This is a genomic window from Sinorhizobium fredii (assembly GCF_002944405.1).
Lineage (GTDB): Bacteria > Pseudomonadota > Alphaproteobacteria > Rhizobiales > Rhizobiaceae > Sinorhizobium > Sinorhizobium fredii_C.
The window spans coordinates 381,309-395,562 of record NZ_CP024309.1 but is presented as its reverse complement, the minus strand read 5'-3'; the positions used below and the strand labels follow the sequence as shown (position 1 = coordinate 395,562).

The following is a 14,254-nucleotide window of genomic DNA, read 5'->3' as shown; positions in this document are numbered from 1 at the left end:
TGGGGCTCGACCCGAGCTTTTGTAGCGTTTAGCGTGAACGTTCGAAACAAACGAAATATGACAGCAGGAGATTGCTTGCCATTGAGTAGTTTGGAGGGATTTGCTCGCGTACGTGCAGCTGCTACGCCCTCAAGGCGCAGCGGTCATCAACTTCACGGCGCTCCGCCGGCATAGAAATCAGCAATCTACTTTTTTGCTTCGGCAAATTCACATACCCTGCAAAGCAAAAAACCATCCTTGCCGTTCATGCGATCGGCGATTTCCCTAAAAACTGGCCCTTCGAAGAGCTCTTGATATTCGTCGCGCAGGAGATTGCCCAAGACATGGCGCCGCTCGAAATCCATGCAGCAGAGAGCAACGTCGCCATTTGGGAGAAGAACATTCCGATACTGTCGTTCCTCAGCACATGTCAGTGCTCCGACCACGCGCGGTCGAGTTTCGACGATCCTAGAATCGACGCTTCCACCTCTGCTACTCAGCGGTCGCGTCCGAACTAGCGCTCCCGCAGGAACTATCCCGGCGATATCGGGATGGACTTCACCCAACACTAGAAATCGAATTGAGGGAATATCTGAGTCGACCAGTTCACGGATCAAGTCCAGATATTTTCCACGGACAAGGCGGCTATTCATGTACGCGCCGTCATCGAAAACATGGACCACAAATACCCTGAAGCGCAGCGCCTGCAAGCGTCGTAGATCGCGCCTGTTCATTCCTACAAGTGTCGTGAAAATCCGGATGCCATGGCCGGACATGTGAGCATGCTCGACCATTTCGGTGCAATCCGGATTGAGCCAGGGCTCGGAGTAGCCGGCAAAACTAACGTCTACAGCTGTCGGTACGCGCGCCAGGCATCGCTTGAAATCGTCAAGACAAAGATGCTTCACACGGGATACTGCTCTTTGCCGGTTGACGAACTTTTCCTGCGGACAATAAGAACATCCGACGACGCAGCCTGTGGTGGTCGTTATTTCCAGTACCCTGCCGCCGGGGATGGCAGCGCGCAATTCCTGCAGGTTTGTCGAGTTTGACTCGGCCACTTTCTGGATCTCTCAATTGACCTGGAACAAAAGGCATTCCCGACAGACAGCCGTCGAGTGCACCCTTCGTGATGGCTAATCCTCCATCTTCTCGAACGAACTGCCCGGAGCAGTGTTTTTGTTAGTAGCTCTAGTGCTTTGATGGGATCTTGCCAAAGAAGAACAAGGGCCATGCCATTGGACTGAGGGTAGATAATCACGCATTGCAGCGGTTTGATCGTGAGGACCATGCCATGCCAACGCGCAAGCGCGCGACGTTGCGAAGGCGCATCTGCCGGGATTGGGGATCTCAATCCCGCGGTCCTGTGAGCGCTGAGCTTCGATGGGTCGACCTATCACTATACCTCCCAGCTTCTGAGCGTTAGTGCCGCGCTTAAGGCCACCTATGTTGAAGATGGCCGCGATGTGCCTCATAGCAGACTGGAGCAACTCGGGGTGCTTTTGCCCATGAGTAGCTGCTCGCAATCGCGGATTAACGGTGCAAGGGCGCCGCGGACGCACTGGCGTTGATAGAGCTTTCCGAGAACGGCAGGATTGTCGGACTCGGCGTCTGGAGCGACGCCTTTTTCAAAGTGCTTTTCCCAATGAAGGGCGAGCTGCAACTATACAGATCACCAATCCATGTGCGCCAAAGTCGGTCCCGCATCAGAAGAACATGAAATCCGACGCGGTCAGGCCCAGGCCAGCCAAGTGGAGCAAACTTTGCACGTTGCCAAGGTGCGCGAAGTCGTCCACTTGGTTCTCGGAGGTAACATAACCCAGGTCCGCCGTCATGGTCTTATAATTGAAAAAGGCTATTATATCGCCTGCAGCCTCGCCGGAAATTTCCCTGGCTGCCGCCGAGCCATCGGCGAAACTGTGATCAGTGATCACTACGACGTGCTCGCCGTTCGCTCCATCGGCGGGGCCGCTGTAGAAAGTGTCCACCTGATTGCCACGCGTCGCGTGGTTCACGAAATTCGCTTCAATACCATCGCTGCCAAGACCTACTGCATCGAAGGTGAAAGTATCCTGCGCTGGGTCAAAATCCACAATGGTGGTGTGGTCAGCGTTTGGCCCGTAGTTTTTATCAATTCCAGGGGCCGGGTTGTGGAACTGGAATACAAAGGTGTCCTGGCCGGCACCCCCGGTCAGAGAGTCTCTACCGTCGCCCGCGAAGAGGACGTCGTCGCCGGGGCCGCCATAGAGCTTGTCGTTGTCCGCATTGAGGATGGTCGCAGCGAGGATGCGCGGTTTGCCGCGGCCAAGGTCGCCGTAGAGATAGTCGTTGCCCTCCTCGCCAAAGACGTGGTCATTGCCCACGCCACCGAAGACCCGGTCATTGCCCTCGCCGGCCGAGATAGAGTCGCTGCCGGTACCACCATCGATCCAATCATCTCCCGTCGGATCGAGGATCATATCATCCCCATTGCTGCCAAAGAGACTGTTGCTACCCTGGCCGCCTCGAATTGTGTTTTCCATTGCGATCCACCTTATCAAACAGCCCGACGACGCGTCGCTAAACTCATTCATATGCCTTGTCGGCTAATTAGAGTAATTGATTGTTTGGATAGAACGCATTGACATAGCGGATGTAACCGCCACGTGCGCTTCGCCAAAACTTAGAACTGAAATGGCCTCAAGCTAGACCGATTTCGGTTAGAGTTTTCCCTTTCTTTCCCCCAGGAAAGTCACCGGAGAACCCTAGCTTCCGGTGCTCCAGAAACCTCGGGCGGTTCAGCAGGCACAGGCCTCTCGCGTGGAGGTAATCGTGCTCAAGTATGTGATGGCAGGCCATTTCATCCCGCTTAGGCCGGTTCATACTTCCGATTGGATTGCGGCGTTCGCAACGTTCTCTCTCGCGTGTCTACCCGCAAGGCTCCTTGTGTCCGAAGCAGAACAACTATGTCGGAAACCGGACCAAAATAGTTGTCCAAGGCATGCAGCTGGTGTGGATAAGTCGTGCGGCGGCAACGGCATGGAACTTGCATCGATGCTTTGGCAGGGCGGATGGCCGCAGTACCTCAAGGAGCTCACGGGTGATTGATCAACATCTGAACTTCAGCGCGCGTAAGCTCAGTCTTCCTGGACCAGGGGCCCGGATGCTCTGCTGCTGAGATTTGCGACCGATCTCATCCGCGCTGGTGCGTGGGTCGGGGGAGCGTTCAGCAGATGGGGGATAAGACGGGGCCGCCCCAGTAATCAACATCGATGATCGCCGGGCGAAAAGTCGAGTGCATGAGTGCATGACCTTGAGGAGACACCACGTGGCCTGCAAGCCGGTTCCAGATCATGTCCCGCCCGAAATGGTGAGGGACTTTAGTCTGTTCACGTCCCCTGGCATGCAACGCATGCCCAACGGGGATCCTCACGCAGCTGTCGCTTGTGTCCATGACGCGCCGCCGATCTTTTACTCTCCCAACAACACGCGGGATGGCCGGGGAACCTGGGTCATCACGCGCGCCAAGGACCAGCGCCGAGTGCTGCAGGACACCGCGACATTTTCCAGCCATCGCAGCATCTTTGCCTCCGCGCTTGGCGAAAACTGGCCGATGATACCACTGGAACTCGACCCACCTGCGCACGGCGTCTTTCGCTCGCTGCTTAACCCGCTGTTTTCGCCCAAGCGGGTCATGGTTCTGGAGCCGGTCATCCGAGAGCGCGCGATTACGCTGATCGACAGGATCTTGGCGCCGAGCACAAGCTGTGACGTTATGAAGAATTTCGCGTTCCCCTTTGCTGTCAGTATCTTCCTTGGCTTTCTTGGTCTATCGGATAAGGAGCTGGACACGTTTGTCGGCTGGGGAAGGGATCTGCTTCACGGAGAGAATGTCAAACGAACGGCGGCGGCCCTGGCGATCTTGGGGTTTATCGACGAACTTGCAGCCATGCGCCGCAAGGAACCGGCCGGCGATTTCATGAGCTTCGCAGTTGGGGCGCAGGTCAACGGTCGCCCGCTGACCGATGAGGAGGTCCGTGGCATCGGGGTCCTTCTGTTCGTCGCGGGACTCGACACGGTAGCAACGGCGATAGGATTTGACCTAGCCCATCTCGCCCGCAATCTTAAAGATCAGCAATTGCTGCGCAGCGAACCGGATCGGATCGGACTTGCCTCCGAAGAATTGCTGCGCGCCTATTCGACCGTACAGATGATCCGCGTGGCAACGAAAGACATCGATTTCGATGGCGCGCCCATCCGCAAGGGCGACTACATTTCCTGCGCCACGATGATTGCCAATCGCGATCCGGAGGAATTCGAATGTCCCAATACGATCGATCTGGCACGGGAAGACAACCGCCACACCGCCTTTGCCCATGGCCCCCATCGTTGTCTTGGTTCGCACCTTGCCCGGAGGGAGATCGTCATCGGTCTGGAGGAATGGCTGTCCCGCATTCCCGACTTCCGTATCAAGGAAGGTACGGCACCCATCACCTTTGGCGGTCATGTGTTCGGAATCGAGAATCTGATTCTAGAGTGGTCCTGACCATAGGCGCGGTCAAAGACATGGAGTAGCGCATGCGCATCATCGTCCACAAAAACAAATGCCAAGGGCACGCTCGCTGCTGGGCGCAGGCGCCGGGCATCTTCAATCTGGATGACGAAGGCTACATCCTACCTGGAGACATCGAGGTAGCGGAGAGGGACGAACTCCTCGCCTCTCGAGGCGCTCGATCCTGCCCCGAGCGTGCGCTGGAAATCGATGCCACAGCCGATGCCTTGCTCACCCGGCTATTGTTCAATCAAGCCCGTGGAGGGGTCAAATAGAAGGCAGCCGCGGAGACCAGGATTGCCTCTGCCCAAGAAACGGGTTTGTCCAAGCTCCGCGAAAATCTAAGGCACTGAGCTGTTTCAGTCGACGCGCAAGCGGGCAGGCAGGCGCGCCGTGCGGCTGCTGACCGGCGAATAACACCGAAAACTGCACCTGCATAACGGGATGCGCGGACACGCCTCTTCCAACTCAAGACTTGCGACAAGGCCATGGACCACAAGAAAATTGTCGAATTACACGACCGCGAAGCGATCCGCGACTGTCTCTATCGGTACTGCCGCGGGATAGACCGGGCGGACGAGGCGGCGCTGCGCAGCTCCTACTGGCCCGACGCGCATGACAATCACGGGGCGTATGCCGGTTCGGCTGAGGGCTTCATTGAGTTCGCGCTGGGTGTCTTCAAGACCGAACCGCGCAACATCCATCAGATCACGAACATTCTAATCGAGTTTATCAGCCCGACTGAAGCCGCCGTCGAAAGCTACTTCACTGCGCTCCAACGCGGGCCGGACGGCGGCAGGACAATACGCCAGGTTCTCCTATGTGGTCGCTATTGCGACCTTTTTCAGAAGCGGGAAGGGGAGTGGAGAATTGCCGAGCGCACGGTGGTCTACGATTGGCTCGAGGAGCAGACACCTCAGGCGATGTCAGAGATTGAGCGGTTCGGTCTCAGGCAGCCGATCGGAACATCGCATCCGGATGACCCGATCTACGCGCTTGGCAAACGCCGCATTCCTTCACGAGTACGAAAATGAGGCGGTTCGTTGGAATGCACCACATCTGTCGGGGCCTAGACTGCGTCACCATAACTTGCCGCCGTACGCGACGGGCCCCTTCGCCTCCAAACGCTAACGCTGGTCAGGAGAAATTATCTTCATGAAGCAAGCAGAACGCGTCATCATCATTACAGGTGCTGCAGGCGGAATTGGCCGTGCCTTGGTCGATGCTTTTGCAGAGCATGGAGACACGGTCGTCGCTGTAGACCTCCCGGGCAGCGGCGTGCTCGAATTGGTCCGCGGTCTCGGCGCCGGACATCTCGGCCTTGAGTTCGATGTCTCGCGAGAGGATGATACTCTTGCGCTTTATGATCGCGTCGAGGCACGGTTCGCGCAGATCGGCGTGCTCATCAATAACGCGGGTGTCGGGCCGTCGATGGCTGAGACCATTGACACCGGTGTCGACGTTTTCCGACGTGCCTTGGGAGTAAACCTGATCGGTCCCTTTGCCATGGCCGGAGAAGCCGCACGGCGTATGCATCCGGGCGGTGTCATCATCAACGTCGCCTCTCTGGCGGGCGTGCTCGGCAATCCCCGGCGTAACGCCCCTACGCCGCCTCGAAGGCAGGCCTGATCTCGATCACGAAAACATTGGCATGCGAGTTGGCGCCGCGCGGCATCCGCGTGACGGCAGTAGCGCCCGGCTATGTGCGGACGCCGATGGTGAGCCAACTGGAACGTGCCGGCAAGGCGGATCTCGCTGCTATTCGCCGACGCGTACCGATGGGGCGCATGGCGCGTCCGGACGAGATCGCCGGGGTTGTGCGTTTTCTGGCTAGCCCACAGGCGGCCCACGTCAACGGGTCGGTTCTGACGGTTGATGGTGGTTGGATGTCTTTCAACCAGCCGGGCGACGCGCACCCACCGGTGTATGGAACACCAGAAGCCGAACTCTCCCGTCCAGCCGATTACAGCGGGGAGCGAATCGTGCTTGTCACGAGCGGAGCGAACGGTATAGGCGCGGCCATTGTTCGAAGCTTTGCCGCAAACGGTGATACCCTCGTAATTGCCGATAGAGACGGCGCTGCGGCGGCAAAGCTTGCGGGCGCTCTCGGTGGCAAGCACATGGCGAAACCTGTGGACCCTGCCGTCGAGAGCGACGTGGTGGCGCTTTTCGACGAGGTACGAGGGCGCTTTGGCAAGCTAGACGTACTCATTAACGGTAGCGCTGCGAACGAGCCTTCTGTTGCGGTGAGCCAAAAACCAACAGAACAGGTCCAGCGTGTCCTGGATGTCAATCTCACAGGCGTGTTCACCTGCGCGCGTGAGGCGATCAAGATGATGCGCCCCGGAAGCGTAATCCTCAACGTTGGATCGATGGTCAACTTTCTGCCCCTCCCACAGCGTCACGCCTATGAAGCCTCCATGGCAGGGATCGAGATCCTGACACGATGTCTGGCGGCCGAACTAGGGCCAGTCGGTATTCGGACGGCCACCATCGCTCCCGGCTACATACGCGCTTCCGGAGGCTCCGGGTTGGCAGAGGTCGGCGGCGTCGCCCCGGAAGCGGTGAGCCGGCGCATCCCGATCAAGACGGGAGAACCTGAAGACGTCGCCGAAGCAGCGTTCTTCCTGGCTTCGCCTGAAGCCTCATACGTCAACGGGTCGACCTTATGCGTGGACGGCGGCTGCACGTCCTTTCATGAAGCTGGATTTGAAAGTGGAGTCAACGAAGAATACCCGGTGGCGGCCGCCAAATGGTTGTCGATCATGCCTTAGTGGGCGAGCGACGGCACGCTGCAATGATGCCAGCTTTCGTGGCACGACCTTCGAATGGCGAGCGAATCGTCGACCGTCGAGTTCGCAAACGTCCTCCATGAACATCAAGTCGCGACGCCGTCGATCAGCCGGATCGAGAACCCTCCCGTACCGAAGGATTTGCTATGGAATTCGCGACATTTCTGCTTGCCGCCCAACGGGGCTATCATCAATCCCCCGACACGGTCATCCGCAACTCAATCGAACAGGTAGTGCTTTCGGAGCAGGCCGGCTTCAACACGGCGTGGTTTGCCGAGCACCACTTCAATAATTACAGTCTCGTTCCCTCTCCATTGATGATGGTGGCGCATTGTGCCGGCCTGACGAGCACGATTCGTCTCGGTACCGCCGTCTGCGTACTGCCGCTCTATCAGCCGCAGCGCCTGCTTGCCGAGATCGGGTTCGCCGACATCGTGTCGGATGGTCGCCTTGAGCTTGGGGTCGGCTCCGGATACCAGCAGTTCGAGTTCGAGCGCTTCGGTGTCGATCTCGACGAGGCGCCTGCCGTCTTTTCCGAGTACCTGGATATCCTTCTCAAGGGGCTCAGCCAGAAGGTTTTCGAACACGACGGCCAGTATCAGAAGATACCTCCGACGGCGATTTCATTGCGGACCGTCCAGAAGCCGATCCCGCCGATCTGGATCGCGGCCGGATCCGCGCGCAGTATGAGGCGGGCCTATCGTGAGGGCCACAATCTGTTCGTCACGGCATTTCACAACGGCTTGGACGCTTTGCGCACGCTGCGCGAAAGCATCGAGAAGGCAGCGATCTGCGAGAGAAAAAATGTCACGAAAGCCAAGATATCACTGCTGCGCTGCTGCTATGCCAGCGACCACGAGGCGGAGATCAACAGCTATCTCGACAACGCCCGCTTTCAGCGGCGGCTATCTGAAGCGTTGCAACAGCGCCGGCAGCAGAGCGAGGACGGTTATATGCTTGAGGAAGTCCCGACGAAACAGGACCTGTCGTTCGAGAGCATGCGCGAGAACCTGCCGATCGGCAATGTGAATCGGGTGATCGACCGCCTGCTTGAAGAAATTGGCGTGCTGAAGCCGACGCAAATTGCCATTCAGACCCAATTGGGCGAGTTCGACCAGAAGACGACGCTGAGGCAAATTGAACTTTGGGGAGACAGGATCATCCCGGCGATCAGCTCGGCCACGCGCCACCGCTCGGCGAAGGTCGGGTCCGGCTCCGCTCAACATGATGGGCGATAAGGTCAGAGCTGGCGCAGTTTCAAGCAACTTCCAGCCAACGTGCTGTCTCCCGGTGGTTGCCCCGCGGCTGAATGGCAGCGGCCATTCAAAGGGTTACCGACCGCCTCGGGCGATCCTGCATAAATGTGGCGGCGTCCGCCTTGATTTCGAACAATTTGTATTACTAATTAAGAATGCTGGCGGTTTCGGGGTGGCAACCATCCACGTTTTGGATAGATGACGCATGCGGTTCAAGGGCCTTGATCTAAATCTCCTCGTCGCGCTCGACGCTTTGATGAGCGAGCGTAACCTTACGGCGGCGGCGCGTCGCATCAATCTCAGCCAGTCGGCAATGAGCGCGGCCGTTGCCCGGTTGCGCAGCTATTTTCGTGATGAGCTGTTCACAATGGCGGGGCGCGAATTTATCCCGACGCCGCGGGCGGAAGGGCTCGCCCCGGCGGTGCGCGAGGCTCTGCTGCAGATCCAGCACTCCATTGTTTCCTGGGAGGCGTTCAAACCAGCCCACTCGGATCGCCGCTTTAAAATCGTGCTCTCCGATTACGTCACGCTCGTGTTTTTCGAAAAGATCGTGGAGCGTGCGGCGCGGGAAGCTCCTGGCGTCAGCTTCGATTGTCTGCCGATTGCCGACGACTTCGAGGAGCTTCTGCGGCGAGGCGAAATCGATTTTCTGATTATGCCGGAAGCGCGCATGTCGTTGCATCCTCACGCTGCGCTGTTCGAGGATATATTTGTGTGCGTCGGCTGCCGAACGAACGAGCAGCTGTCGGAGCCGCTTACATTCGAGAGATACATGTCGATGGGCCACGTTGCGGTGAAGTTCGGAAATACGCGGAAGCCCTCGTTCGAGGAATGGTATTTGCTCGAGCATGGTTTCAAGAAACGTATCGAGGTCGCAGTACAGGGCTTCAGCATGATCCCGCCAATGCTGTTGGGCACCGAGCGTATAGGAACCATTCCTCTACGGCTGGCGCAGCATTTCTCAAAAACAATACCCCTGCAGATCGTCGAGCTTCCGCTGCCACTTCCCCCGTTTATCGAAGCGATCCAGTGGCCCGCCCTTCACGACAGTGATCCGGCAAGTCGTTGGCTGCGCGAGATGCTCGTAGAGGAGGCGTCTCGTATGGTCTCGCCGCGTGCCCAGGAACCTCTGGAGGATCCCGGCTTTAATCGCGTTGTTCAATAACACCCGCCGCGCGATGAGGCGCTGCTCCCGACAAGTGCGCCTCCTAATCGCCAGCTTTCCATAAAGGCGGTGTTGCCGCTCTCTTTGAAAATCCCCTCGATATCGCTTCCTCGCCGCAAGTCGGTCTTCTACCCAAGCGCGGGGCCAGCCCACTTGGTTAAGCCGCCGTCTCAACCGAGCCAGAGCTCGTTGGCCTTTCGAGGTCGGTGTGAGCCAAAGCTCCATCGGTTTGCTGCGGCACTTTAGCACTCTCGACCAACGAGTGCTAAAAACTCTTGAATTCAGCTTTCAACTGAACCAGAATCAACCGCTGCCAGTAGCCGGAGCGGCCTTGCCCGTCCGCAGTGCATTCATCTGGCGGAGAGCATCACCGATTGATTTTATCCAGGAGGAAGGCATGAAGTTCCAACCGCTCCACGATCGCATTCTTGTCCGCCGCGTCTCGTCCGAAGAGAAAACCAAAGCCGGCATCATCATCCCCGATACAGCCAAGGAGAAACCGCAGGAAGGCGAGGTGATCGCCGTCGGCCCGGGTGCTCGCAATGAGCAAGGTCAACTCGTCGAACTGGACGTCAAGGTCGGAGATCGCGTGCTCTTCGGCAAATGGTCGGGCACGGAGATCAAGATCGACGGCGAGGACCTGCTGATCCTCAAGGAAGCCGACGTGCTCGGCATCATCGAAGATTTGGGCGCGGATAAAAAGGCCGCCTGAGAGCTGCCACTGACCAGAATTCAGCGAAGGAGCAAATCATGGGTGTAAAAGACGTAAAATTCCATTCCGATGCCCGAGATCGCATGTTGCGCGGCGTCGATACGCTTGCGAACGCAGTGAAGGTGACGCTGGGGCCAAAAGGCCGCAATGTCGTCATCGATAAATCGTTCGGCGCACCGCGCATCACCAAGGATGGCGTTACGGTGGCCAAGGAAATCGAGCTTGAAGACAAGTTCGAGAACATGGGCGCGCAGATGCTGCGTGAGGTGGCCTCGAAGACGAGCGACATCGCCGGAGATGGCACCACGACAGCGACGGTGCTCGCGCAGGCGATCGTCAGGGAGGGCGCAAAGGCCGTTGCCTCCGGCATGAACCCGATGGACTTGAAACGAGGCATCGACCTCGCCGTCGATACGCTCGTTGCCGAGCTGAAAAACAAAGCGCGAGAAGTTTCGAACAATGAGGAAATCGCCCAGGTCGGCACCATCTCGGCAAACGGTGATGCGGAGATCGGCCGTTACCTCGCCGAAGCAATGGAGAAGGTCGGCAATGACGGCGTGATCACGGTCGAGGAAGCCAAGACCGCGGAGACGGAACTTGAGGTGGTCGAGGGAATGCAGTTCGACCGGGGTTATATCTCACCCTATTTCATAACAAACCAAGATAAGATGCGGGTAGAGTTCGAGGAACCCTACATCTTGATCCACGAAAAGAAGCTCTCCAACCTGCAGGCGATGCTGCCTGTTCTCGAAGCTGCCGTACAATCGGGCAAGCCGCTCCTCATCATTGCCGAGGATGTCGAAGGCGAGGCGCTTGCCACCCTCGTCGTCAACAAGCTGCGCGGCGGACTAAAGGTTGCGGCGGTCAAGGCCCCTGGCTTCGGCGACCGGCGCAAGGCCATGCTCGAGGATATTGCAATCCTGACGGCAGGCACCGTGATCTCCGAAGACCTGGGGATCAAGCTGGAGAACGTCACGCTCGACATGCTCGGCCGCGCCAAGAAGGTCTCGATCGAGAAGGAGAACACGACGATCATCGATGGCGCCGGCACCAAAGCCGACATCGACGGCCGCGTCGCGCAGATCAAGGCGCAGATTGAAGAGACGACGTCAGACTACGATCGCGAGAAGCTGCAGGAGCGCCTTGCCAAGCTCGCCGGCGGCGTCGCGGTCATCCGCGTCGGCGGCTCGACGGAAGTCGAAGTAAAGGAACGCAAGGACCGCGTCGACGATGCGCTGCATGCAACGCGAGCGGCAGTCGAGGAAGGCATCCTGCCAGGTGGCGGCGTGGCGCTTCTGCGTGCAGTCAAGGCTCTCGATGGCGTGCAGACCGTCAATGACGACCAGAGGGTCGGCGTCGAGATCGTTCGCCGCGCCATCGAAGCTCCGGCGCGGCAGATCGCGGAAAACGCTGGTGCGGAAGGCTCGATCATCGTCGGCAAGCTGCGCGAGAAGGCGGAATTCTCCCATGGCTGGAATGCCCAGACGGGGGAATTCGGCGATCTCTTCTCGATGGGCGTGATCGATCCTGCCAAGGTCGTCCGCACCGCGCTACAGGATGCGGCCTCGATTGCCGGCCTGCTCGTCACCACCGAAGCGATGATTGCCGAGAAGCCAAAGAAGGAAGCTCCGCCGGCAATGCCGCCCGGTGGCGGAATGGACTTCTAGTCCCGCCTGAAGCCGCGTTCCGCAGCTTCGGCTAGCCGAGAAAGGTGGTTCGCCCCGTCGGGGCCGTTGGTATTCCAGCGACTCTCGACGGGGCCAAATAGCTGCACTTGTCGCGCCGGGCAGCATTCAACGCCGGCTTGTCTGTGGAAGGCGACATGCCGCAAACGTTCGGCTGGATTAACCCGCATATTTGCCTCAAGGCCTGAGAAAGCTGCCACTTGGGCATAAAACAGTTGAGCGGCTAGCAGCGCTAGCGCGTCCCCATCTCGGAGGGCACATTTGAGCGAAGTCGATAAAATCCGGGCAACACTCAGGACTAGTCAACAGAGAACTTTTCCGCGGCAGATACGGGAGTTCGGGCTCGATCTGATCGTGCGAGAAGGCGTTTTTCCTCCCGAAGATTTCCAAAGTTGGCGTTGGTTTAGCGAGAACTTCCCTCCATTTGCGCGAAAGCGGATCTTGGAGATCGGCTGCGGTTTCGGTCTCCCGGGTCTCCTTTTGGCAAAGACCGGAGCGCTGTCGTTGCTAGCCTGCGATATCAATCCGCGGGCTGTCGCGAACACGTTGGAAAACGCCGCAAGAAACGGTATTGAAAATGTCGACGTAATCGGAAGTGATATCTTCAGTAATATTCCTCCTGGAAAGAAGTTCGACATCATTTTTTGGAACTACCCCTGGAATCTCGTTCCAGCAAAATTCGAATTTAGCGATGACATTGAGCGTGGAGCGTTTGATCCCGGCTACGGCCAGCTTGAGAGATTTCTGTCGGAGGCCCAAGCATTCCTTGCAGAAGGAGGCAAAATCCTTTTAGGGTTCGGCATCAATGCCCGCGATGACCTTCTTGAGCGAATAGTGGCTGCGAATGATCTCAGATCGGTGATTGTGAAGTGGGGGCCGGGCCCCAACATCGACTTAGCTTACAGGCTGTTCTCAATTCGCAGGAGCGCGACAGCATATGGTTTCCGGCCCTCACGTGGACTGCTCTAGCCACCATTTCGCCCATCGCCTCGGAATTACGGTGACGCAAAGGATCCATGACGCGACGCTCAATCCAAGGACCGATCTCTGTCTACAATCGGATATTGACTTCAGCGGGGCTTCTGCGAAGTTGCGGTTTGCGCAAGTGACCTACCGCTTTTTAGGTTCAGGTCAAAGCTTACCTGCCGCCGGACAACGGCATCACCGAGCACGAGCTGCTGCAGATACTCATCACGCGCATCGACGGCCGGCAGGCCACGGGAAGCCCTCGGCGACGACGGGCGGCCTGGAGACGACGGCAGAAATGGCGGAGGCGGCGGAGCGCGCCCCGCACCCGTGAGAAGTCCAACGCTTGAGGATCACGGCTCCACCGCACCTCCGTTTGCAGCCATCAAGGGGCAGGCACCAGCATATGCGGAGAAGCGTGGACTTATCAGCCTTGACGAGACGGCGAGGGCGGAAATTACGCCGATTGCAGAGAAAATCGCCGCGTGATGTCCGGTCGGGCACCTTCTCAAATCGTATATTTTTGAGTGGGTGATTTTCCCAGAGGCCGCCATCGAGCGGCCTTTTCTCTTTGGAGCGCTGCCGAACCGCGGACGTTTAAATTCGCGAGGTCGCCGGGACTGCCTCAACCCTAATATCTCCACCTCGGAGAGCGCTTCGCATTGTAAAGCAATTCAGAAGCCGTGGCGAAATCGCCAAAGATGAGGGTTAGCCGCCGTTCTTCCTCCTGGCACAAGCGTTGCCGGCGGCAAAAATCGTGAATATTCCACACCTTAGTAACAGCATGCGTGGAAAGTTTATCGGCTTCGACGCGTACAACCATCCTTGCTCCTCCCAAAGCGATGGCGCCACACTATTATACTAAGGTATAATGACGCAAGAATAAACGTAAGTATTACTTAATGCCTTAAGTATTACTTATTGCCTGACGCCCACCCTCCCGTGGCGACGGGCGATCGTGCGGCCGCTCTCCTGCATGGCGGGATTGAGCGGCCGCTTGTTGCTTAGACGTTCAACTGCACGATATGAGCGAACGGCGTCATAGCCCATTTTCCGCTGTGATCCTTCGCCGTTCCGTAGATTATGAAGTCCCGGCCGACAGTGAACTCTGCATGCATGGTGATCTCGTTAACGGTCGAGAGCATGGCCCTGAGTTCGGTCACATGGT

At 57.9% G+C, this 14,254-nt stretch carries 12 protein-coding genes and 1 pseudogene; 9 read left to right on the top strand and 4 right to left on the bottom strand.

The window, feature by feature from the left end:
• Positions 1-185: 185 nt before the first annotated feature.
• On the bottom strand, positions 186-1,040 hold the full coding sequence (locus NXT3_RS23095) for a radical SAM/SPASM domain-containing protein (protein WP_104840587.1): 855 nt from the start codon (positions 1,038-1,040) through the stop codon (positions 186-188).
• Positions 1,041-1,685: 645 nt separating this feature from the next.
• Complete coding sequence (locus NXT3_RS23090) at positions 1,686-2,501, bottom strand: calcium-binding protein (protein WP_104840693.1); 816 nt, start codon at positions 2,499-2,501, stop codon at positions 1,686-1,688.
• Between the two features lie 824 nt (positions 2,502-3,325).
• On the opposite strand from NXT3_RS23090, the gene NXT3_RS23080 reads away from it, so the two are divergent.
• From NXT3_RS23080 to NXT3_RS23040, 9 genes and pseudogenes are all read left to right on the top strand, one after another.
• A complete protein-coding gene (locus NXT3_RS23080; RefSeq protein WP_199773399.1) occupies positions 3,326-4,504 on the top strand; it encodes a cytochrome P450 in 1,179 nt (392 codons plus the stop codon).
• A gap of 32 nt (positions 4,505-4,536) precedes the next feature.
• Positions 4,537-4,785, top strand: a complete 249-nt coding sequence (locus tag NXT3_RS23075) for a ferredoxin (RefSeq protein WP_104840584.1) — start codon at positions 4,537-4,539, stop codon at positions 4,783-4,785.
• Between the two features lie 213 nt (positions 4,786-4,998).
• Complete coding sequence (locus NXT3_RS23070; RefSeq protein ID WP_064254476.1) at positions 4,999-5,544, top strand: nuclear transport factor 2 family protein; 546 nt, start codon at positions 4,999-5,001, stop codon at positions 5,542-5,544.
• 121 nt (positions 5,545-5,665) lie between these two features.
• Positions 5,666-7,284, top strand: a pseudogene (locus NXT3_RS23065) (SDR family oxidoreductase).
• Positions 7,285-7,448: 164 nt separating this feature from the next.
• Complete coding sequence (locus NXT3_RS23060; RefSeq protein ID WP_064254474.1) at positions 7,449-8,540, top strand: LLM class flavin-dependent oxidoreductase; 1,092 nt, start codon at positions 7,449-7,451, stop codon at positions 8,538-8,540.
• A gap of 223 nt (positions 8,541-8,763) precedes the next feature.
• Positions 8,764-9,723, top strand: a complete 960-nt coding sequence (nodD2, locus tag NXT3_RS23055; protein WP_104840583.1) for a transcriptional regulator NodD2 — start codon at positions 8,764-8,766, stop codon at positions 9,721-9,723.
• A 397-nt stretch (positions 9,724-10,120) separates the two neighbouring features.
• A complete protein-coding gene (groES, locus tag NXT3_RS23050) occupies positions 10,121-10,435 on the top strand; it encodes a co-chaperone GroES (protein WP_104840582.1) in 315 nt (104 codons plus the stop codon).
• Positions 10,436-10,473: 38 nt separating this feature from the next.
• Positions 10,474-12,102, top strand: a complete 1,629-nt coding sequence (gene groL, locus NXT3_RS23045) for a chaperonin GroEL (RefSeq protein WP_037377589.1) — start codon at positions 10,474-10,476, stop codon at positions 12,100-12,102.
• 279 nt (positions 12,103-12,381) lie between these two features.
• Positions 12,382-13,089, top strand: coding sequence for a methyltransferase (locus tag NXT3_RS23040; RefSeq protein WP_104840581.1), 708 nt, complete (start codon positions 12,382-12,384; stop codon positions 13,087-13,089).
• Between the two features lie 628 nt (positions 13,090-13,717).
• Here the strand turns inward: NXT3_RS23040 and NXT3_RS32700 are convergent.
• Positions 13,718-13,909: a hypothetical protein gene (locus tag NXT3_RS32700; RefSeq protein ID WP_097527641.1), complete on the bottom strand. Its 192-nt coding sequence runs from the start codon at positions 13,907-13,909 to the stop codon at positions 13,718-13,720.
• 181 nt (positions 13,910-14,090) lie between these two features.
• Complete coding sequence (locus NXT3_RS23030) at positions 14,091-14,249, bottom strand: hypothetical protein (RefSeq protein WP_199773403.1); 159 nt, start codon at positions 14,247-14,249, stop codon at positions 14,091-14,093.
• Positions 14,250-14,254: the final 5 nt, after the last annotated feature.

Excerpts from the sequence above, each read along its gene's own strand:
- NXT3_RS23060 (WP_064254474.1), top strand. The coding sequence starts at position 7,449 with ATGGAATTCGCGACATTTCTGCTTGCCGCCCAACGGGGCTATCATCAA.
- nodD2 (WP_104840583.1), top strand. The coding sequence starts at position 8,764 with ATGCGGTTCAAGGGCCTTGATCTAAATCTCCTCGTCGCGCTCGACGCT.
- NXT3_RS23075 (WP_104840584.1), top strand. The coding sequence starts at position 4,537 with ATGCGCATCATCGTCCACAAAAACAAATGCCAAGGGCACGCTCGCTGC.
- groL (WP_037377589.1), top strand. The coding sequence starts at position 10,474 with ATGGGTGTAAAAGACGTAAAATTCCATTCCGATGCCCGAGATCGCATG.
- NXT3_RS23090 (WP_104840693.1), bottom strand. The coding sequence starts at position 2,501 with ATGGAAAACACAATTCGAGGCGGCCAGGGTAGCAACAGTCTCTTTGGC.
- groES (WP_104840582.1), top strand. The coding sequence starts at position 10,121 with ATGAAGTTCCAACCGCTCCACGATCGCATTCTTGTCCGCCGCGTCTCG.
- NXT3_RS23070 (WP_064254476.1), top strand. The coding sequence starts at position 4,999 with ATGGACCACAAGAAAATTGTCGAATTACACGACCGCGAAGCGATCCGC.
- NXT3_RS23080 (WP_199773399.1), top strand. The coding sequence starts at position 3,326 with ATGGTGAGGGACTTTAGTCTGTTCACGTCCCCTGGCATGCAACGCATG.
- NXT3_RS32700 (WP_097527641.1), bottom strand. The coding sequence starts at position 13,909 with ATGGTTGTACGCGTCGAAGCCGATAAACTTTCCACGCATGCTGTTACT.